Source organism: Haloarcula marismortui ATCC 43049 (assembly GCF_000011085.1).
GTDB lineage: Archaea > Halobacteriota > Halobacteria > Halobacteriales > Haloarculaceae > Haloarcula > Haloarcula marismortui.
Map to the genome: position 1 here is coordinate 69,519 of NC_006394.1, position 19,229 is coordinate 88,747.

At 59.4% G+C, this 19,229-nt stretch carries 18 protein-coding genes; 13 read left to right on the forward strand and 5 right to left on the reverse strand.

Annotated elements, in window-relative coordinates; translation table 11 throughout:
* Window positions 1-75: 75 nt before the first annotated feature.
* From RR_RS01835 to RR_RS01845, 3 genes are all read right to left on the reverse strand, one after another.
* Window positions 76-1,137 (reverse strand): iron transporter, encoded by a 1,062-nt coding sequence (locus RR_RS01835; RefSeq protein WP_004594552.1) that lies wholly within the window; start codon window positions 1,135-1,137, stop codon window positions 76-78.
* A complete protein-coding gene (locus RR_RS01840; RefSeq protein ID WP_011222434.1) occupies window positions 1,124-2,431 on the reverse strand; it encodes a twin-arginine translocation signal domain-containing protein in 1,308 nt (435 codons plus the stop codon). The genes RR_RS01835 and RR_RS01840 overlap by 14 nt, the downstream gene beginning before the upstream one ends.
* A gap of 76 nt (window positions 2,432-2,507) precedes the next feature.
* Window positions 2,508-3,095, reverse strand: a complete 588-nt coding sequence (locus RR_RS01845; RefSeq protein ID WP_004594550.1) for a methyltransferase family protein — start codon at window positions 3,093-3,095, stop codon at window positions 2,508-2,510.
* Between the two features lie 230 nt (window positions 3,096-3,325).
* Between RR_RS01845 and RR_RS01850 the strand changes: the two genes are divergently transcribed.
* On the forward strand, window positions 3,326-3,604 hold the full coding sequence (locus RR_RS01850) for a DUF7471 family protein (protein ID WP_225935279.1): 279 nt from the start codon (window positions 3,326-3,328) through the stop codon (window positions 3,602-3,604).
* Window positions 3,601-4,119 (forward strand): winged helix-turn-helix transcriptional regulator, encoded by a 519-nt coding sequence (locus RR_RS01855; protein ID WP_004594548.1) that lies wholly within the window; start codon window positions 3,601-3,603, stop codon window positions 4,117-4,119. The genes RR_RS01850 and RR_RS01855 overlap by 4 nt, the downstream gene beginning before the upstream one ends.
* Before the next feature lie 71 nt (window positions 4,120-4,190).
* Here RR_RS01855 and RR_RS01860 read toward each other — a convergent pair whose 3' ends face one another.
* A complete protein-coding gene (locus tag RR_RS01860) occupies window positions 4,191-4,484 on the reverse strand; it encodes a PadR family transcriptional regulator (RefSeq protein WP_004594547.1) in 294 nt (97 codons plus the stop codon).
* A 133-nt stretch (window positions 4,485-4,617) separates the two neighbouring features.
* Here RR_RS01860 and RR_RS01865 point away from each other — a divergent pair, with 133 nt between their 5' ends.
* From RR_RS01865 to RR_RS01885, 4 genes are all read left to right on the forward strand, one after another.
* On the forward strand, window positions 4,618-4,785 hold the full coding sequence (locus RR_RS01865) for a DNA-binding protein (RefSeq protein WP_004594546.1): 168 nt from the start codon (window positions 4,618-4,620) through the stop codon (window positions 4,783-4,785).
* Between the two features lie 75 nt (window positions 4,786-4,860).
* Window positions 4,861-5,913: an exodeoxyribonuclease VII large subunit gene (xseA, locus tag RR_RS01870; protein ID WP_004594545.1), complete on the forward strand. Its 1,053-nt coding sequence runs from the start codon at window positions 4,861-4,863 to the stop codon at window positions 5,911-5,913.
* A 3-nt stretch (window positions 5,914-5,916) separates the two neighbouring features.
* Window positions 5,917-6,099: an exodeoxyribonuclease VII small subunit gene (xseB, locus tag RR_RS01875; RefSeq protein ID WP_011222436.1), complete on the forward strand. Its 183-nt coding sequence runs from the start codon at window positions 5,917-5,919 to the stop codon at window positions 6,097-6,099.
* Between the two features lie 645 nt (window positions 6,100-6,744).
* Entirely contained in the window at window positions 6,745-7,029 is a 285-nt protein-coding gene (locus RR_RS01885) for a hypothetical protein (protein WP_049909612.1), read from the forward strand.
* A gap of 20 nt (window positions 7,030-7,049) precedes the next feature.
* Here RR_RS01885 and RR_RS01890 read toward each other — a convergent pair whose 3' ends face one another.
* On the reverse strand, window positions 7,050-7,253 hold the full coding sequence (locus tag RR_RS01890) for a hypothetical protein (RefSeq protein ID WP_004594541.1): 204 nt from the start codon (window positions 7,251-7,253) through the stop codon (window positions 7,050-7,052).
* A gap of 139 nt (window positions 7,254-7,392) precedes the next feature.
* Here RR_RS01890 and RR_RS01895 point away from each other — a divergent pair, with 139 nt between their 5' ends.
* From RR_RS01895 to RR_RS01925, 7 genes are all read left to right on the forward strand, one after another.
* Window positions 7,393-7,815: a hypothetical protein gene (locus tag RR_RS01895; RefSeq protein WP_004594540.1), complete on the forward strand. Its 423-nt coding sequence runs from the start codon at window positions 7,393-7,395 to the stop codon at window positions 7,813-7,815.
* On the forward strand, window positions 7,805-9,496 hold the full coding sequence (locus RR_RS01900; RefSeq protein WP_004594539.1) for a hypothetical protein: 1,692 nt from the start codon (window positions 7,805-7,807) through the stop codon (window positions 9,494-9,496). The genes RR_RS01895 and RR_RS01900 overlap by 11 nt, the downstream gene beginning before the upstream one ends.
* Before the next feature lie 224 nt (window positions 9,497-9,720).
* On the forward strand, window positions 9,721-10,398 hold the full coding sequence (locus tag RR_RS01905; RefSeq protein WP_232508509.1) for a hypothetical protein: 678 nt from the start codon (window positions 9,721-9,723) through the stop codon (window positions 10,396-10,398).
* Window positions 10,391-11,764 carry a hypothetical protein gene (locus tag RR_RS01910; protein ID WP_004594537.1) on the forward strand — a complete coding sequence of 458 codons (1,374 nt, stop codon included), beginning with the start codon at window positions 10,391-10,393 and terminating at the stop codon, window positions 11,762-11,764. The genes RR_RS01905 and RR_RS01910 overlap by 8 nt, the downstream gene beginning before the upstream one ends.
* A gap of 6 nt (window positions 11,765-11,770) precedes the next feature.
* Window positions 11,771-12,784 carry a hypothetical protein gene (locus tag RR_RS01915; protein WP_004594536.1) on the forward strand — a complete coding sequence of 338 codons (1,014 nt, stop codon included), beginning with the start codon at window positions 11,771-11,773 and terminating at the stop codon, window positions 12,782-12,784.
* Complete coding sequence (locus RR_RS01920) at window positions 12,781-14,865, forward strand: VirB4 family type IV secretion system protein (RefSeq protein ID WP_004594535.1); 2,085 nt, start codon at window positions 12,781-12,783, stop codon at window positions 14,863-14,865. Before RR_RS01915 ends, RR_RS01920 begins: the two co-directional genes overlap by 4 nt.
* A complete protein-coding gene (locus tag RR_RS01925) occupies window positions 14,858-19,228 on the forward strand; it encodes a type IV secretory system conjugative DNA transfer family protein (protein WP_004594534.1) in 4,371 nt (1,456 codons plus the stop codon). The genes RR_RS01920 and RR_RS01925 overlap by 8 nt, the downstream gene beginning before the upstream one ends.
* Window position 19,229: the final 1 nt, after the last annotated feature.

Below are 19,229 nucleotides of genomic sequence, written 5' to 3' on the forward strand. Positions count from 1 at the left end.
AGTAACGTCGCCAGTAGGAGGTGCTTCTCTTCCATAGATTTGGCTTCGGTTGGAATTCTAAAGACACCTTTGGAACTACAACGTCACCTGCACATCTGGCATATCAACGAAGGCTGTCTCGTATCCTTCATGGCGAGCTGTTTGTGGGGGCGAATCGACCGTGATCGTCAGCTCATCTCCCGTCTGTACATCTGCGACCGTCGCTCCGTAGTGATAGCGGAGCTCTGGATCGATGGTTGCCTGTAGAATTCCGTCGAACACTGACATCCCGTCACGGTGCAGTGTTCCCGAAAGCGACATCATCGGCAGCATCGTTCGATTGTAGGGTGTGCGCGGAGAAACAGCGAGATACCTCTGCTCCTCGTCCCCACCGAAACGTGACGCGTCTTCGAGGATCGTAACCACGAACTTCGCGTCCCCACTCGTCCCCGAGCCACGAACGTCCCCCGGGAGCGCGTCCGGTGTCGGCACTTGCGAACTCGGTAACATCTCCATGTCCATCAGGTCGACAGCACCCTTCGTGCCTTCTCTGTCGTCGGGAATGTCCGTATACGAGATCTCGTTGAGCGTCGATTCGCTGAATTCGAACTCGAACGTGAACGAGGCGTTCCCCTGATTCTCGGCCAGCGACCCCGTCCGTCGCGTCGACGGCCCGCCGATGCTGACCTCGACAGTGTATGTGCCGTCGCCCTGGAGCTGTGCGTTATCGCCGAAGTGAAACCCCATCGGCTGGGAGAGCATCGGCCACGGTGCGAACTGGTCGACCTGCTCGCCGTCCTGTGTAATCGTGAGCTGTGGATTGATATCGGGTGGGATGATCCCCGTCTGTGTCTCCCAAACGACCGGCATCAGGTGAATCGAATCTTCGGATTGAATCTCGACCTTCGTGATCCCATTCGGCTTCATCAGCCAGAACCGGTGCGCATACGAGTACGTGAGCGCACAACTGTACCCGCCCTGTTCCTTCATTCCGGGCATTTTCATGCCCTCGTAGTGGGTCGGATAGTAGACTGCGTCCGGGCGGTTCTCGGGGAGCGGTGGTGCCCGCGCTGACCGCGTCTCAAACAGGCCGGTACACCCCGCGAGCCCCACGAGTGACGTGCCCCCGACCGCCCGAAGCACGTCACGACGATTCATGCGTCACCTCCTGTGCGTTCTCGACCGGTCGCGCAGGCGGCAGCGAACGCAACGACCGTGGGGGGACGAGGAAATTACCGCGACGCTCCGTTCGGATGTACTGCAGGATGCCGTTGTTGTTTCGCTGACCGACGGCCGACTGCTCGGTGACGTCAGTGCCATTCATCGCTTCTCTCGTGTCGACGAAGTCGGTGATCCGTCGCTGGAGCGCAAGGAAGTGGAGGCTGGCGGTTTCACCGTCGGTAGAATCGAAGTCGCGCCGAAGGATGAGAGGCGAGTCATCGTCATCGCGAGCGCGGGCGGATTTCTGGGAGTGACCGACGACGCCCATCTCGCGGGCCGTCTCATCCGTTGGCTGACAGTCGTCGATTTTGCTGCTGGTTCCGAGATTGTCTCCAGCGCCCTCGATTACGTCGTTCTCGGCGTGGTACGGACAGAACATCTTCGCCTCACGCTGCCAGCGATCGTCCTGATTGTACCACTGATTGAGATTGAGCTGGAGCTTGGAGATGTGCTGGGTCGTTCCACCGGCGAACGGCCCCGACTGGATTGTCACGCGATCTTCACTGGCCTGGTTCTTTTTGAATCCCGATTTGAATCCCATAAACAGCGGCGCGTCCTCTGGGACCTTATCTGCCGGAACACCCTCTGCATCGTCAGCATTCTCCGCCGGCAACCCGTCCCCAATAAAGCCCGTCCGCCGGTCGGCGATTGAGAAAACATCGGTCAGTGTAGCGTCAGGCTGATCGACACCGTTGAGGGTTGATTTGTTCCCTTTGAGGGCTTCTTCGGCACCGAGCACCACCTGTGCCGTGTTACTCGCGAGATGGACGACTGCATCGGGCGTATCGAACTCGGGATCCTCAAACGGCGCAAGTGCTTCTGGATCAGGGAGGTCAACGTCTTCGGGAAGCGATTCGTCGAATCGGTCGAAGTATGCCGGAGAATAACTCACCGTGAGCAATAACCCGCCCCCGCTTCGCTCGTAGGCGTGTTCGATCCCACGGAGAGCTGTTTCAACTTGGTCACGGTCGTCTTCGTTCGGGGGCCCGTCTCGTCGGTAATTTAGATAGAGGAGCACACGATGGCTCGGAGCGACGACGTTCCCGTGGTCGTCCCGTGGGAGGGCCTCATTCCAAGCGTGCTGACGTTGTGGATACGACGAGAGATCATCCGGCCCTGTTGGGACGTCAACATCTTCACGGCCTAAACAGGCACTGAATGCCGCTGCGCCTCCGATAGCGACGGCCGACTTGAGGAATTCTCTGCGAGGGATACCTCTCTCATCAGTCATTGACGACAGTTAGGAAGCCAACGGAAAAGGCGGTTCTGGTAGAGTTCTTGAATCCCCGCTCAAGGTCGGTAGTAGACTATCTGGTGATGAGCTTCTTCACCAAGTTCCACCCGATAAATCGGGGGGCCCGCTTGCGGTATTGCTCGTATTCCTGGCCATACTGCTCTCGCAGCCACGGTTCTTCGGCAAACGGGAACAGTGCGTACACGAGGATGGTCAAGATGCCGTGTACAGCCAGTTTCCGGGAGTTCACTGCAATGATCGCGCCGACGATGAACGTAATGAATCCCACGCTCTGAGGGTTGCGCGTGTACTGGTAGATACCGTTCGTCCGAAGTTCCCCTTCTCTTCCACTGCTTTCCATCCACCCAAGTTCGAAGAGTGCTGAGAGGGCAAATCCCATCCCGAGTGCGGCGATACCGCTACCCGTGAGTTTGCTCCAACGTTCGGTGAAAATGAAGGAGTCCCGATCGAGCGCGCCCAGCACGGGAAACCCAGCGAACACGACGGAGAGCGCTGACCAATTGAACCACCACCGCCAAGAGCTGTCACCGATGGGCCACACTCGACGGTCAGGATGAACCGCACTGATGGCGTACCCGAGAATCAGCGTGACATCCGCGACGACCGCCGTCAGGAGCGCACGATCTGAGAACGAGGACATACGTGTATGTCGTGATAGTGAAGGACAAAAAAGTGAGACAATCTTGGGTTCGCATCTGGGTACTGCTCCCTCTGAAGAGGTTTGGAACCACCAACCACTCTCTACAATTCTAACATCCGGAGTAACTCGAATCGACGTTCTCAGGTAACTGCGTTTCAAATTCAGCCCACATGGCGGGATTTGTCCCACTCCATAGCGGGTTTACCGGTTCGCAGTCCCTTCCGTTGCTCGTGGTGATCACCGCCGCGGCTGCGGGTACAGCGGTACTTCTGGGACTTGCGATCGGCGCGTTCGTTCAACGCCAATCCCGTCCATATCTGTTAATCGTCGCTGCATTGGCTGCCCTTCTTGGACGCTCTGCGGTTGCGGGGATCTCCATCGTAGGCCTGTTTTCACAAGCCGAGCATCACCTCCTCGAACACGGGCTTGATGTCATTCTTGTAGCGCTCGTTATTGCTGCAGTCTATCACTCCCGAACCATTTCGAACGAGACCAACTTCGATACATGACACACCAACGTGACCGAATTCACGAGTATATTGCCACCCACCCTGGAGAACACTTCAACGCGCTCACGCGGAGACTCGACCTCGCACCAGGACAGGTACAGTACCATCTCAGGAAACTCCAGAATCAAGAGAGAGTGGTCAACCTACCTCTCTATGGCCGGACCCACTATTACACACCGGAATATGATGCGTGGGAGCGGGGAGCAATCGCTGTCCTTCGCCGGGAAACAGCACGCGACATCTTATTCTGTGTTCTCGAACAGGGAACATCCAGCCCGAACGCTGTCACAGAGTCCCTCGGGATTGCTCGGGGAACCCTTGAGTGGCACTTGGATCATTTGACGGAACAGAATCTCATCGAGAAACACCGAGATGTCAATAATCACGTGACGCTGGTCGCAGCCGAGCGGACTGAGACCGCTCGCCTCCTCGAAGAGATCTCCCCCTCGCTGTCCGATCGGATGATCGACCGGTTCACCCGCCTCGTCGATAACCTATTGGCGGATGGATCGTAACGAGCCCTCGGATGTATTTCGTTGAAACGAGAACTTGATTGTTCGATTACTGCACCCACTTGGATAGAACGCTATGCAGTCCCTGAGTCCACGGTTCCCAGATACTGGGTTTCCCACTCACGACGTGCCTCTATTTCACGCTGACCGCGCTGTGTAACTGTGTATACGTTCGTCCGCCTGTCGAGTTCACCCTTCTCGAGCAGTCCTTTGTCGACGAGGTCGTCGAGATTCGGATAGAGGCGCCCGTGGTTGATCTCCTGTTCGTAGTAGTCGTCGAGTTCGTCTTTGATTGCGAGCCCGTGTGGTTCCTTGAGCCCGGCCGTTACATACAAGATGTCCCGCTGGAACCCAGTTAGATCGTGCATCCGTCTGTTCTCTATTTTGAGGGGTGGCATATGTTCTCTCTGGTACCCCGAGGCGATTTTGGCTTGACTGGGTCGGGATATCGCGTGAAAACTTCGAACCTTTATATAGTGGACAGGTGAATTCCGCGATGGAATGTCTGACCTAATCGTCAAAGCAGCCGTGAAGGACGCACTCTCGGACAACAACGTCTCGGCAGATTTCTACGACACGCTCAACGAGGAGGTCGCCGAACTGCTCGACGACGCCGCAGAGCGTGCCGAGTCCAACGACCGGAAGACGGTCCAGCCCCGCGACCTGTAGGCCTGCGTAACGCAGCCAAGCCCGTCACTCGAACGTAGCTTTTTGAGGTTCCTGTACAGAAGTTAGGAAACGAAGATGGCGGACGCACCGGATACTGAACGGCAGGCGGTCGAGCCTGAGGCAGGAGACGTCCTCAGCGTGTCACAGCTGAACGACCGAATCGCCTCGGTCGTCGAGGATGCGCCTGCCCTCGACGGTGTCCGCTGTATTGGCGAAGTCACGGATCTCCATCAGAACAGTACAGCGCTCTACTTCACGCTTACCGATGGCGACGCCGAGCTCCCCTGTATGATCTGGGCAAACCGCTATCGGAAGATGGACGCCGAGCTCGAGGACGGGACTGAGGTCATCCTGGAAGGCGATATCGACTACTGGACTGAAGGCGGGAAAATCGACCTCAAGCCGTGGGAAGTGATCGTCGTCGGCGACGGCGACCAAGCGGCCGCGGTCGAGCGACTGCGCAGCGAGCTCGAAGAGCGTGGCTGGTTCGACGACGAGCAGAAACAGCGCCCGCCAGCGTTTCCGGAACGGGTCGGTGTTGTGACCTCACTCCGAGGGGATGCTCGGTACGACATCCAGAGCGCGATCCACGAGCAAGACCCTACAGTCGACATCCTGGTGAAGGATGCGACCGTCCAAGGGTCAGAGGCACCGACGTCTATCGCGAACGGGATTCACCATCTGGACCGCTCCGAGGACGTCGATTCAATTATCGTCGGCCGCGGCGGTGGGAGCGATTCGAACCTTCAGGCGTTCAACACCGAGCGGGTCGCGGAAGCGATCTTCACCGCGAACACCCCGATCGTCACGGCAATTGGCCATACTGACGACCGGCTAATCGCGGATCGGGTAGCGGATATGGCCGCGATCACACCGACAGCGGCCGGCGAGTACATCGCGAAGTCTCGGAATGACTTCCTGGCTAGCGACATTGGCCCGCTTGAGCAACAGCTTGAGGCCGCGTACGAGACCTTTGAACAGGAGCACGAACACGAACAGGAACTGGCCGAGGCAGTCGAAGAGGCGACCGCGCCTGAGGGCCTGTCGCCAGTTTACTACAAGGTTGCAATTGTCGTGCTCCTAGTGCTGTTGCTGCTCATTACTGCACTCTGGCTGGGGGTGATCTAATCGATGGCAAAAGACACGGACATCAGGAGTCGGATGAACCGAATCGAAGAGATTATCGACCAACTCGACGCGGATGAGGTGTCACTTGATGAAGGGAGTGAGCTGTACGAGGAAGGGCAGGAGTTACTAACTGAAATCCGCGAGCGACTCCACGAAGGCCAGGGCGAGGTCATCGAGATCAAATGAGGAACGGCAGCGGTATCGACTGTCTCTCCGCGTTAACCAACAGCCTGCCGTTGTTCACGAGCTTGTTGGTTAAGGTCGCTAGCCACGGTTACCCTTCAGGCTTATCTGCGATGTCCTCCCATTTCGAACCGTTCGACGGTAGTTCCAATGTTCCATGAGACGGTTCTGATATTCGGCGTCTACCTACTCGCGTGTGGTGTAGCGTGGATCCTCCATGAGTCCGCACACTACGCCGTCCACAGGCTCTATGCGGAATCAGTCTCGTTCGGTGTCAATCGACGTGGCCCATACGTTGACGCCGTTTACGCCCCGTCTGCTCCGACGGTCGCTATCCGACTCGGTTCGATCGCGCCGACTCTCCTCTATACCCCTATTGTCGTACTCGGAATTGGAGCCTATCTCTCGTCGAATCCGGTTCCACAGTTGGATCCAGTCGGGTGGTCGCTTGTCGCCGTTCCTCTCGTGATTTTGACTTTTCCGACTGGTGCTGATATCCAAGCGTGTCTCAACGCCTCAGAATAGCGTTTCTTAACGTGTATTCGGTCGGCGTCAGACAAACACTTCATTAGTTACATAGTCAGATTTTAAGAAAGTCATTGGCCGTCAGTATTTAGTAGATAAGACGCAAGTATGTGCAAATGTATCATGGCACAAGCCAGTCCCCGCAGTACCCCCCGTGAAACTGATACGGACGAGCGGTCCTCCGTGTCAGTTGAAGCGTGGTTGGAGGCGGTCAGTAGAGAACTGGATCCCGCCGAGTGTGAGGACCTCTCCGAACTCGGCATCTACTCGATCCACGAACACAGCAGCGCCCGCACGATCACCCTTCCTGAGGATGCGGACGAGTTCGAGGACGCGACGACGGTAAAGCAGTACTATTTCGAGGGCGAGGATTGCCCGCTTCTCATCGTTGCTCCGCTGCAGGTCTAAGTCGCCCTGTGGGTCGCAGATCAGCAGTCGGTGTCATCTTCTTTGTGGTCGGAATAGAACTGGATGAGGTACTGGAATCGGCCTGTATCACTCGTGAATGAGTCGAGTTCTTCCTGTAACCACTCGTATTTGTCCTGCGGGATTCGCATATTGATTCGGGCCACATCGTCGCTAACATCCGAGTCGGAGTTGCTGGCGCTGGTTGCTGTGTCCGCGTCTGACATTAGTTCGACCCAGGCTATGCGGTCGCATATATCCCAGTAGAATGAGAACTTCTCTAGAGAACTTGGAGAACTTTGAAGATCTACAAATTCATTCAAATTTTCTGACCTCTTTTGGTCGTGCTATCCTTTCCCACAAACGATGTGTGCTAAGGTCCCCTCCGGCGAGACGCCGGCCAGTACTGAGGAATCGACGTCCGTCATTCGGATCATCCACAGGTCCATCGGCCCGATTCTGCTGGCGCTCCTCCCGCTGATCCTGTTCGTGGGGACGGCGGCCGCACAGTCGGATCCGGGGAGCGCATTCTGCGACTCGAACATGGCCGACACCATCCAGAACATCTTCACCATCATCCAGTTCGGTGGGCCGCTCATCGGCGGCGTCCTCGCGCTCGGCGCGACGGTGGCGATCCCGTTCACCCGTCGCTCGGACTGGAAGAAGGAGATGAAATCTGTCCGGAATCAGGGCCTGCTCTGGGGCGTGATCGTCGCCCCCCTCGGGACGGAGATCGTCCAGTTCATCCTGAACAACATCGTGGTCGGTGGCACGAGTTGTGGATTCTAACCACGCACCAGGATTCGCACTCGTCATGTCCGCCGTCCTCGTCGCATCGACAGCCGCCGTTCCAGTGGGCGCCCATCCCCCGAATAGTACTGACCACGGCGTTCCGGAGGAGACCTTTCACAAACTGTGGTCGGGGGATCAAGACGGTGCGACCGACGGTGCGAATCTGAGTAACGGGTCGGCGGTCGAGCAGCTTGGCGAGGGGACCGATGTCCCGTTCGATTCGCCCCCGCGTGCAGTTGAGCGATGGAACCGTGGCGACCACTCGGAGTTCCCGGCGACCAACAGCTCCGTGTCGATCCATCCACCAGATGCGGACCTCACCAGCGACCAGTTCATCAAGGAAGCCTATACTGAGGTGTTCGCCGTTCAGCCGTCCACCCGAGCGCGCCTCTCGTCGTCTAGACAGCCGCTTTACGTCGCTCCAGACGGGACGCTCCGCGGGACCGTCGATTACCGGGTGGCGGTGCCGCCTGACGACACCTCCGGCGATCGACGTGTCTACTGGAGTCTGGAGAGCCATCAGGTTGAGGAGACGAGACTCCTCGTCGACGGCGACGAGGAGACGACGGCTGGTGGTTCCCACACGCCGGCACTGTCGTACTCCTTGGATGGATACGCCGGCGAGGACCACCAGCTCACGCTCCAGGCGAATATCTCGGTCCGACTTCGGAAGGAGGTCGAAGTTTGTACCGCTCACAACGACGAAGGCGATTGTACCAACTGGGAGAGTTCCGTTTCATACCCGACCGAGACCGTCACGGTAACCGATTCCATCGAGGTCACGAAGTATGACCTCGCGGTATCAGGGTTCATCGCGGAGTATCCGAACGGTGATCTCGGCCTCGTCGTTTACAAGAACCAGCCGTGGCTCGGCTACCAGTTGCCCAACGGTGATGTCCGAGGTGTCTGGCGGTTCTACTCAGCCCGAGACAAGGACTGGGATACGCTGGTCTACAGCTCGGACGACGGACAGCGGACCGCCCACTCACCGCTCCATCCACTCCAGGTGAACGCGTACCCCATCGAGACGGGGCCGACGCCGTCGCCCCGCCGGAACGTGACGATACTGGATGTGTACGGGACGTCGACGTCGCCGCCGACGCTCCCGTCGAACGTTCACCTGGATGTTCTCACGGAGTCGTACACGGCCAGCTACGGCATCGCGACGCGGGCCACGACCGACGAACAGCCCGAGACTGTCCGTGCGTGGGGGCTCGTCAGAGGGGTTGAGGCAGAACGGCCCGCCGATGAGTTCGCTCGAATCCAGATCGACGAGAGCAACCTCTCTCTGGAGGTGGTGAACCAGACCGAAGATACGGTCACCGTCCGGGTGACCCTCCAGAACGCGAACACCGGCGCACCAATCAATACCGACGAACGGGACGGCTACGTCGTCGTCAACGGGCAGCGGGTGAACACGACCGGGAACGGAACCGTCACGACGACGATTGAACGTTCCCCTGGCGGTGTGTCGGCCCGATACGAACCCGGCCACTGGTGGCTCAATCCTCCCGGCTATACCGGCGACTCGGATACTGTCCTGCTGCAAGGCTCAGTGCTCCAGTTGGTGTCGACGCTGTTCCGGATCGGCGTTCCCGTCTCGCTGTTCCTCCTTGCAGTGTTCTTCATCGATCGGATTACAGGGTGGCGTATCTGGCCCCCGTGGAGGTCACTATAATGATCAGAGAACATTCAGAATCCCATGACCGGAATTCGGAACGGTGGATTAGTCGACGCCGTCTTTTGGCTTCGTCTGGAACAGCCCTGCTTGCAGGAGTAGCAGGGTGTTCCGGAACCGATGGTCCCGGCAACCAGACTGAATCCCCAACAGGTTCGTCCTCTACGTCGCCGTCTACAGATTCGGTATTTGAGGAAATCAGCTTCGCGGGACCCAACCTTGTGGTGACGCTGGCTGATGATCACGATGTCGACCAACTCAATCTGATTGGTCCAGATGGTACTACGTTCGAACAGTCAACCGTTGCACAGGGAGCTACAAGAGTCGAAATACAGATTGTCTTCAAGACTGGTGGGACGTACTCTGCCGGCGAGTACGAGTTAGTCGCCGTTTCGGGCGAGACATCTGAGTCGATGTCCCTGGAGCTTCGGCCCGATATCCAGATCGTCGATGTCGAACCGGAGTTCGATGAAGATGATGGCTACAGTAGCGGTCGGCTCTTTGTGACGGTCGAGAACGTCGGTACTGGTCCCTCTTGGGTGTATAATATTGGCTTCCGGAATGCGCCGTATCGGAACGCACCTGAGGTAATCGAAGGAGACGGCGTTGCTGATACCACGTTCGAGCGTCCGGAGGCGAGCGAAGAATTCCTCAGCCCCGGTACTGAACGGGAATTCCTGAAACAACGGGGTGTTCTCGTCATCGATGACAACGACGATGTCTCATGTGAGAGTGATACTGCAGAATTAACCGTTGTTGTTCAGACCCCACACGGAGATATTGAGCAACCGATTCGGGCGGAACTGTCCGGTGGATACCACATCGACGATCAAGGCGCAATCCAACACCCGTGTAAAGACGTCCAGATTGAACTACTGGACGGGGGTGGAGACAATGCGTAGTCCCGTCCGATTCCTAGTTCGCTCTATCTTCGTCTTTTTCGGGCTACTGACTACGGGCACTGCTCCGGTTTTAGCTCAAAGTGACGGAGGCAGCGATGGAGGTGCTCTTGGAGACATTATCATCAGCGCTATCCAAGAACTCCTTGAGATACTCTTCAGCCCTATAGAGACCGTCATAGAGAATCACGGTGATGCAGTCTTGCGGACAGTGGTGGGTACTCCCCATCCAGATTCGGTGTTCAATCAGCCGACGAACGCAGCGTGGCCCGGAATTTATGACTACTACTGGGAGATGATTATCCCGCTTTCGCTATCGCTGTACGGCCTCTCGATTGGAATCGTCATTTTCCTTGAATCGACGAGCCACTTGTTCAACGGATACCATCGCTCGAAGCTCAAGAAACGCGCCTTCGCTGGACTGCTCGGTATCTTGTCGTGGTGGTGGATCTCAGCGCTATCGTTGCGGTTTATGGATGCATTGGCTGGGTTCCTCGTCCCCTCGGTGTCAGAAATCTCGCTATTCCAGACGCTGTCGTTCACTGGGATGGGCGTGCTCGGCACGGTCGTCGCTCTCTCAACGAATTTGCTCCTATTCGTGTTGATCGGCCTGATTTACCTAGCGAGACAACTGGCACTCTACCTATTTGTGTTCCTGATGCCACTACTCATTGTATTCTGGATCCCTGGCGTCGGGCCGTTCGCCCTAGTCTCGAAATTCATGAAGAAGTTGGCCGGGTTCTACGTCCCTTTCCTGTTTATGACGGTTCCAGTTGCTCTCCTGTTCCGTCTCGGGGACATCTTGGGGACGAGCTTCGGCCCCTCAGCCGGTGAGTTCGGGGCTTGGTTGACGGCACTCGTTATCCCGCTTCTCGCCGTTGCCTCTCCGTTTGTTTTGTTCTGGCAGGCCGGGGCGTTGTTCTTCATCGCCGACAGGGCGGCCAGGCATATGTCTGCTGAGAAGGCCCGTAGTCGGTTGTCTAGAGGGCGTGAACAAGTCCAATCGGCCAAACAGGGTGGGAGAAACTTCGTTCGAGGAGTGCGCGATGAGCCCGCAGTCAAGAGCGGTGGCCAATACGTCTTGAACTCTGGTGATTCGAGAGCCCACTCTACCGGCCAACGACTCAATACGACTGGCTCTCGCCTCCGTGAAGCGATCACCGACGGCAGCGGTGGAGGGGGAGGAAACAGCGGAGGCGGAAACCTCGGCGGCGGAAATGATGATTCTACGGCCGGCTCCACCACCAGCGAGGATAGTAGTGGGAACGACGGAGGCGAGGAATTCGATCGAGACGATGCGTTCCGGGACCCCCAGACTCGGAACCGGAATCCAGATTCAGCAGATGACCCGCCACGCTATATCCACTAACAACCCATGAGCTCCGCAACTGACCCCGCGAAACGAATTCCGAAGTCACTCGGTACCGACACCCAGTTCCTCGGGAAGTACTCGCTGACGGACCTCGCCGTCGCCGGTCTTCCCGGTGTACTGGTAGTCCTGGTGACGCAGGTCGTTATCCCACCGTCACTCACCGTTCGTGGCATTCCGGTGTCCGCCCTCACGATCCCCCTCGCAGCGATTGCGATCGCCTTCGGTGGGCTGTTCGTCTACCTCACGCCCGGCTACACCAACAGTCTCGACTGGCTCGGTCTGTTCGTGAACTTCCACCGCAGCGAGACGGAGATCGCCCACGAGGAGGCGAAGGAGTACACTCACGTCGAGCGCGTCTACCCGCGACAAGACGCCATCGAGCGGACGGACCGGGCTCTTGTCGGAGCCGTTCAGGTGTCGCCACCGACGATGGCGCTCGCGACCGACGAGGAGTGGGCCCAGAAGGCGGAGGCCTTCCAGGACTTCGTCAATACGACCGTCGAGTTCCCGATCCAGATTTACTCGACGACGCAGGCGTTCCCCGCCGACGAGTACGTCGGGCGGTACGAAGACCGGTTGAGCGACCCGGACGTCAAATCGAACGAGAAACTCCAGGCGCTCATCGAACACTACGTCGACTGGTACGACCGGGAGCTGGCGCAGCGTCAGATGACCATTCGCGACCACTACGTCCTGATTCCGGTACGACCTGAGGAGGTCCGATACGAACGGGCCAGCCTCCTCGAAAAGCTCGCTAGGATCCCCGTACTGGGCATCCTCATCCAGATTGTCACGGCGCCGCCGGAGGAGGAAGAGCGAGCCGCGATGCTCGAGGAACTGGACGAGCGGCGCCGGCGGGTCGAGCGCGGCCTCCGCGGCATCGAGGGGTGTGACACGCGCCCCGTTGATGCGGCCGAACTCACCCGCCTCATCGCGGAATACTGGACCGGCACGGAAATCGAGTACGGCGACCCCGAACAGGTGCTTCGAACGTCCCCCGTCATCAACAAGTCATGATTGGAAACCTGCTGCCCTTCACCGGCTCGGATAGTTCAGAAACTGACGACGAGGCGACCGCAGACGAGGCCCCCGACGAAGAGGGGGAAGATGCTGAATCACAGTTTACCGTGGACTACGAGGCCGACGGTGAGGCAGTCGACGGCATCCCCGAGATCCATCAGACCGTCGTCTCGCCGTCGAGTATCGAGCGAACGCCCAGCGCCCTCCGGACTGACACCCAGTGGGCGCAGAGTCTGTGGGTCGGTGAGTATCCCGATGCTCCGATGGATGGCTTCCTCGAAAAACTGTACGCGGCCGCCGAGACCCAACAGACAGATGTCAGCATCCACATCGATCCTCGTGATACGCGAGAGACGTTGGATTCGCTGGAGAACAAGATCGAGGACCTCGAAGCCGACTACGAGTACCTGACCGAGAAGCATCGTGCGAGCGCCCGGGGCGTCGAGAAAGACCTCGAGGACCACCAGGAGATGTACGACGTCCTTCGGAACACGACGATGCAGGCGTTCGACGTCTCGATGTATCTCACGGTCAGGGGCAACGATCGCGAGAACATCGACGCCGAGTCGGTGTCGACGACAGCCCGACAAGCGCCTGCGAATCTGACGCCGGTGACGCCCCGGTGGTCACAGCTGAAGACGTTCACCTCAGCGAGCCCGATCGCCCTGGATCAGTTCAACGAGACGCTCGACAGCAAGACGCCGATGCTCGGCGGGGCAGTCGGCGCGATGTTCCCCTTCGTTTCCGGTGCGTTTGCGGAACCCGGTATCGAATACGGGACGTACGCGCTGAATTCGAGTCCACTCATCCTCGACCGATTCAAACGGCAAACCGGCTACTGTATGATGGTTATCGGCCGGCTCGGCGCAGGCAAATCCTTCGCGACGAAGCTCCGGCTCGTGCGGCGGGCGATGTTCGACGAGGATACGGTCGTCATTATGCTCGACCCGATGCGGGGGTTCGCCGGCGTCAACGAGGCGCTCGATGGCGAGCGGATCACGGTCGGTGGCCGGCGGGGGCTGAACCCGCTGGAAATCAAACCGACGCCCGACCACGTCCTGCAGGAGGTCGACGACATCGACCCGTGGGGCGAGCAGATCAACTGGGTGATGACCTTCTTCGCGACGTTCTTCGAGCACGTCGCAGACCATCCACTCGGCGAGCGCAACCAGACGCTCCGGCGGGCCGTCCAAGAAGCCTACGAGAAGCGCGGGATCACCCGCGATCCAGAGACGCACACCCGGGACTCGCCCACCATCCACGACGTCATCACGGTCCTCGAAGAGATGGTCGAAGACCCCGAGGAGTACGGCTACGTCACGGATGGGGAGCAGGAAGCCGTCCAGTCCGATGCTCAGTCGCTACTCAAGGACCTCCGACCGTCATTCCGCGAGGGCGGTGAACTCGAGAATCTGGCTCGCCCCTCCGAGTTCGACCTCGATTCGAAGGTCATCTACCTCGATCTCCACCAGGAGGAGGGGACCCGTGGCCGGGCGGAGACCAGCCTGATGATGCAGGTGCTGTTCAACAGCGTCTACGAGCGGGTCAAACAGACCGACAAGCGCGTCGTCTTCTGTATCGACGAGGCGCACTACCTGATGAACGACGCCGTCTCGTTGGACTTCCTGGAGACAGCCGTCCGGCACAGCCGCCACTTCGATCTGAGCCTCGAATTCATCACGCAAACGGGGGGTGAATTCGCGCTGACGCCGGAGGCACGCACCATCGCGAACCTCTGTTCGTTGACCGTCCTCCACCGCGTCAATGAGGAGAAAGAGAAGATCGCCAAGTGGTTCGACCTCAGCGAGCGGCAGGTGAACTGGGTTACCTCCGCGAAGGCCGGGGAAGACGAGGACGGCTACTCTGAGGCGCTCGTCGGTATCGACCAGGAGGGATGGTTCCCACTCCGAATTCGGGCAAGTGACTACGAGGCTCACGTTATCGACGGCGGCGCTGCGGACGTGGCCGAGCTTGAACCCGAGCCGACGACGAGCGTGACGAATCCAGATAGCCGACCCGCCGGAACGCGTGCCGACGGCGGTGAACCAACTAGCACTACCACTCAGGAGGATGACTGAACAGACCCCGTCAGAAATCCCGTCAGTGGCTAACGGCGACGAGTACATCCGGATCACTCCCTCCCGGAGCGATCTCGCGCCGGAGACCGTAGTCCGTCAACTGGCCGGCCTCCACGGCCTTGACGCTGGCAACGACGGACTTCTCGCAAGTATCGGTCCCTTCGGCGATCCGCCACCGGTGTTCGAGTTCCTCGCAGTGAGTGAGGGGGCAGACGAGCCGGTCGAGTTCTATTACGGGGCCGACCGCCGGTTAGATGCCTTCGAAGAACGCCTCCGGACGCTGTATCCTCCGACCGTCACGTTCGAGCGGGTCACCCTTGACTTGGAAACGAAGCTACTCCCATCGACAGCAGACCCGTCTCAGGACCACAGTGCCGGAGGTGACGATAGCCACGGAATGAACCCCAGGACAGCTGAGGAATTCTCCGGAGACCCGAATTCGGATTCAGAGCCCGTGACTCTCTTCGATTCGACGGGGCAGGAACCGGTCGGTGATGGCGGAAGTGTGCTGTCGGAGAGCACTATGTCGCAGGACGAGGACGAAGTCTTGTTCGAGGCCGATTCGAGTGACGAGTCCACAGCGGCTGGTCCGTCCGACTCCGAACTCGATGCCGATCACCAGCCGGCTCATACGCAACCGACCGTCGATGAGACGACCCCACTCGGAATCAGTTGGCACGGGCAGGCTACCCGGCGGGAAGACTGGATGACGACACTACCCCAATTCACGAATACGGAAGACGACGATGACGATCACGCTCGGGCCCCGCTCGCGTCACTCATCGATCAGCTGACCCGGGCCGAACACCCGATCGCGTTCCAGGTACTCTTTCAGCGGAAATCGGACTGGACGCACGAGGCACGAGAGCGCCAGCGGAAGCTCCGTGAAGGCGAAGACCGGGTCGTCGACTGGTTCTTCGGAGAACTCCTCGGAAACACAGAGAACGAACCACAGAGTCCGTCGAACACCGGGCGACAGCGTCGGTATCTCGACATCGGTGGGCGAGAGCGGGTCGAGGCTATCGACGAGAAGGAGCCACAGCACACGTTCACGGTGAATATGCGGGCACTTTCGCTCGTGACCTCCGACCGACAACGAGAGCGGGTTGACCATCGTCTCGATGATATCGGGTCGGTATTCGATCACCTGAACGGGCCGCACTATCGGCTCCGACCGAAGCGCATCCGCCGTGGGCTTCGAAAGGGGCGGCGAGCCAAGAAGCACGCCGACCGGGTACTCAACGCTACGTTGGCTACCAAGAGCGACTGGCGGAAGACCCGCCCCGATCTCGTCCTCGGGCCGGCTGAGTTGGCGAACTTCGTGGTCGTTCCGCCGGCAACTGACCTCACGACCGAGGGCGGGCGGGGGTCCGACGCCGAACCCGAGAGCCGGACGCCCCTGCCACTCCCGGCGCAGGACCACATGGATGCGTTCACGGACGCCGGGATGGCGATCGGCCGCGGTCTTGGGGAAGACGGTACGCCCACGTCGGAGCCGATGCGGATTCCCCCGCATCTACTTCCGTTCCACGTCGGCCGGTTCGCGAAGAGCGGCGCCGGCAAATCGGTCGCGCTTGAAAACGACGCCCTCTCGCTGTACGACCAGACGAACGGGCCAGTGTTCATCATCGACTCCAAGGGCGGGAATTTCCCCGAGAACTATATGCGGGCTCACGCGAAGCGCTTCGGCACCGACGACCTCGAGGAGAACGTCCTCCACTTCTCGGTGCCCGACATCCTGCCTGGCTTCGCGTTCTTCGACATCACGCCGGCATTGGAGGACGGCGTCCGACGCGTCGACGCGATTCAGGACAAGGCCGACCACTACGAGGAGCTCATCAAGCTCGTGATGGGGCCGGAGCGGTACGAGGACGCCATCGCCTCGCCGACGCTCATCAAGTACCTCATCAAGGCGATGTACGACGAGGAGTACGGCCTCGAAAACGGACACTTCCGGCAGGATACAAACTACTTCACCCACGACCAGTTTGAGCAGGCGGTGACCCAGTTCCACGCCGCCGGGCCACCAGATTCGACACCCGAAGATGCACCGCGAGCCAGCGACCCGCAGGTCGCCGAGAAACTGGAGCGACACCTGCGCTCGAACCCGGCGACGTTCTCGAACGTCGTGAGCGGCATCAGCAACCGGATGGACTACATCACGCAGGACGCCCATCTCCGGCGGATCTTCAACAATACCGAGTCACAGTTCGACTTCCGCGACCTCCTCGACGAGGACAAAGTAGTCATCTTCGACCTCGGCGATCTCCGCGACGAGGCCGCCCGTGTGATGACCGGCGTCATTCTGACGCAGCTCTACGATGCTGTCAAGCGTCGCGACGGCGACGAGCTGGCCCGCAAGCCAGACGACTACGTGGCGAACCTGCTCATCGACGAAGCGTCGTCGGTCGTCGTCTCTGATACGCTGACGACGCTGCTCGAAAAGGGGCGGGAGTTCCGGCTATCCATCGAACTCGTGACGCAGTTCCCTGAGCAGATGAAGGAGGCCGGCAACCGCGAGGTCTACCTGAACGTCCTGAACAACATCGGCAGTCCGCTCGTCGGGAAGATCGCCGTCGACGCCGACATCGCCGAGGCACTCTCACACGAGGCAATGGATCCCGTCGAGTTCAAGAATCGGATCAGTTCCCTCCCGCGTGGCGAGTGGATCGCACAGCTCCCGAGCCCAGAGTTCGGCGAAACCGGCCCCGACCCGTTCAGTATCGAACCCCTTCCGATTCCACCCGGTCATCCCGATAGCGAGCAGCCACTGACCGGGACGCAAGAAGAGCGATTCCAAGACGCCTTGGACGCCGTCCACGAGCATACCCGCGAGGAGTACGGGGTCGCCGGCGGGACGACCGTGGAGAGCCGTGACGCTGCGACTGACGTCGCTCTGGAGAACGCGGATGACCTACCGTTGGAAGTCGCGATGGCCCGTGCGATTCGCGCCGTCCAGCTGTCGAACGACGTACGTGAGACGAACGGCTGGGTCTCCGTCGAGGACGTCGATGAGGAACTGCTCTCGCGCATCGAGGAAGACACCATCGAGGCGCAGGGCTACGAGACACTACCAGAAGTGAGGGAGGCGTCCTCGCTCATCGAGGTCGATCTCCCGGACGGTGGTTCGTCGGTGCAGTGTCGGCTCACAGACGAGGGTGAGCAAGCAGCCGCGCCCGACACGTCGACATCACCGACCGGCGGGGGCGAGCACCACGATGCAGTCCTTGAAACGGTCGAGCAATCCCTCGCAACTGCGGGGTTCTCCGTGGAGGTCCTCGATCAGAACGGGGAGTCCCGCCCCGATGCCATCGCGACGCATCCGGATCTCGACCGGGAGCTCCAGGTGGAGGTCGAAACCACCACCCACGTCCGGCCGGCGAAGGTCCTCACGAACCTCCGGAAGGCCCAGGAACAGGAGCGAATCCCGCTGTTCGTCGTCGCAGACCACGACGATCAGCCGGCTGACGAGATTGCCGACCGGCTTGCGAAAATCCTCAGCGAGCCGCGAAATCAGCTCTCCTCCGGGGAAACACGGCTGTATACGATGAACCACAACGTCACATTCAACGGTGGTGCGCGAGCCGCGGATGGAGTGACGGCCGTCCGACCGGCCACTGGTGGTAGTCGCCACACCCGCTGGTTCGAGCGGGACGGTGCGTTCGTCCTCGAGGATAGTGCCGGAGACCAGCACGCCCGGATCGACTCCTTCGACGCTGTGTCGAAAGATCAGTTCCCGGCGACGTACAGCTACGACGCCGAGAGCGAGTCATACACCGTCTTTAGGCCGGGAGAACTTCCCGAGTCCTACGAGTCACGTGAGGCGTTCGAAGCGGATTGGGTACCTGTCAAGCGCCCGTTCGTGCCCAGTACCGACCTACCCGTTCCGGAGTACACGGATGATTCGTATGCGATAGGTGTCATCGAGGATGAGCAGAATCTCGAGCTCTACACTCGAGACTCTGACGCGACCAAAGACCTTGCTGGGCTCATTGAGGCGATCGAAAACAATGAACTCCATCTGGCAGGTGTGGAGCCAGACGAACCTGCCGATAAGCAATCTATGAAGCAGGAAGACCACGAGAACGATCCGTTCGGCATCCAAGCATTCGTCCGCGATAGCATCGTTAAATCCGGCGACGGGGTCGTCGCGGTCGCTGAGGTCTACGATGCGTACGAGCAATATGCGACGGCCGAGGAGTACGAGGTGAAGCCAAAAAACCGGTTCACACGTACGCTTCGCGACCACGTTGCGTTCGAGCGTGACAAGAAGTGGTTGGACGGTCAGACGCGACGCTGTTACGTCGGAATCGAGCTGGACGACGCCGGCGACCAGGAGGAACCGAATGATGCCAGTGCGTAGT

What these genes read in the sequence shown, in the direction of transcription:
- RR_RS01835 (WP_004594552.1), bottom strand. Translation starts at nt 1,137, where the DNA reads ATGAATCGTCGTGACGTGCTTCGGGCGGTCGGGGGCACGTCACTCGTG.
- RR_RS01840 (WP_011222434.1), bottom strand. Translation starts at nt 2,431, where the DNA reads ATGACTGATGAGAGAGGTATCCCTCGCAGAGAATTCCTCAAGTCGGCC.
- RR_RS01845 (WP_004594550.1), bottom strand. Translation starts at nt 3,095, where the DNA reads ATGTCCTCGTTCTCAGATCGTGCGCTCCTGACGGCGGTCGTCGCGGAT.
- RR_RS01855 (WP_004594548.1), top strand. Translation starts at nt 3,601, where the DNA reads ATGACACACCAACGTGACCGAATTCACGAGTATATTGCCACCCACCCT.
- RR_RS01860 (WP_004594547.1), bottom strand. Translation starts at nt 4,484, where the DNA reads ATGCACGATCTAACTGGGTTCCAGCGGGACATCTTGTATGTAACGGCC.
- RR_RS01865 (WP_004594546.1), top strand. Translation starts at nt 4,618, where the DNA reads ATGTCTGACCTAATCGTCAAAGCAGCCGTGAAGGACGCACTCTCGGAC.
- xseA (WP_004594545.1), top strand. Translation starts at nt 4,861, where the DNA reads ATGGCGGACGCACCGGATACTGAACGGCAGGCGGTCGAGCCTGAGGCA.
- xseB (WP_011222436.1), top strand. Translation starts at nt 5,917, where the DNA reads ATGGCAAAAGACACGGACATCAGGAGTCGGATGAACCGAATCGAAGAG.
- RR_RS01885 (WP_049909612.1), top strand. Translation starts at nt 6,745, where the DNA reads ATGGCACAAGCCAGTCCCCGCAGTACCCCCCGTGAAACTGATACGGAC.
- RR_RS01890 (WP_004594541.1), bottom strand. Translation starts at nt 7,253, where the DNA reads ATGTCAGACGCGGACACAGCAACCAGCGCCAGCAACTCCGACTCGGAT.
- RR_RS01895 (WP_004594540.1), top strand. Translation starts at nt 7,393, where the DNA reads ATGTGTGCTAAGGTCCCCTCCGGCGAGACGCCGGCCAGTACTGAGGAA.
- RR_RS01910 (WP_004594537.1), top strand. Translation starts at nt 10,391, where the DNA reads ATGCGTAGTCCCGTCCGATTCCTAGTTCGCTCTATCTTCGTCTTTTTC.
- RR_RS01915 (WP_004594536.1), top strand. Translation starts at nt 11,771, where the DNA reads ATGAGCTCCGCAACTGACCCCGCGAAACGAATTCCGAAGTCACTCGGT.
- RR_RS01920 (WP_004594535.1), top strand. Translation starts at nt 12,781, where the DNA reads ATGATTGGAAACCTGCTGCCCTTCACCGGCTCGGATAGTTCAGAAACT.
- RR_RS01925 (WP_004594534.1), top strand. Translation starts at nt 14,858, where the DNA reads ATGACTGAACAGACCCCGTCAGAAATCCCGTCAGTGGCTAACGGCGAC.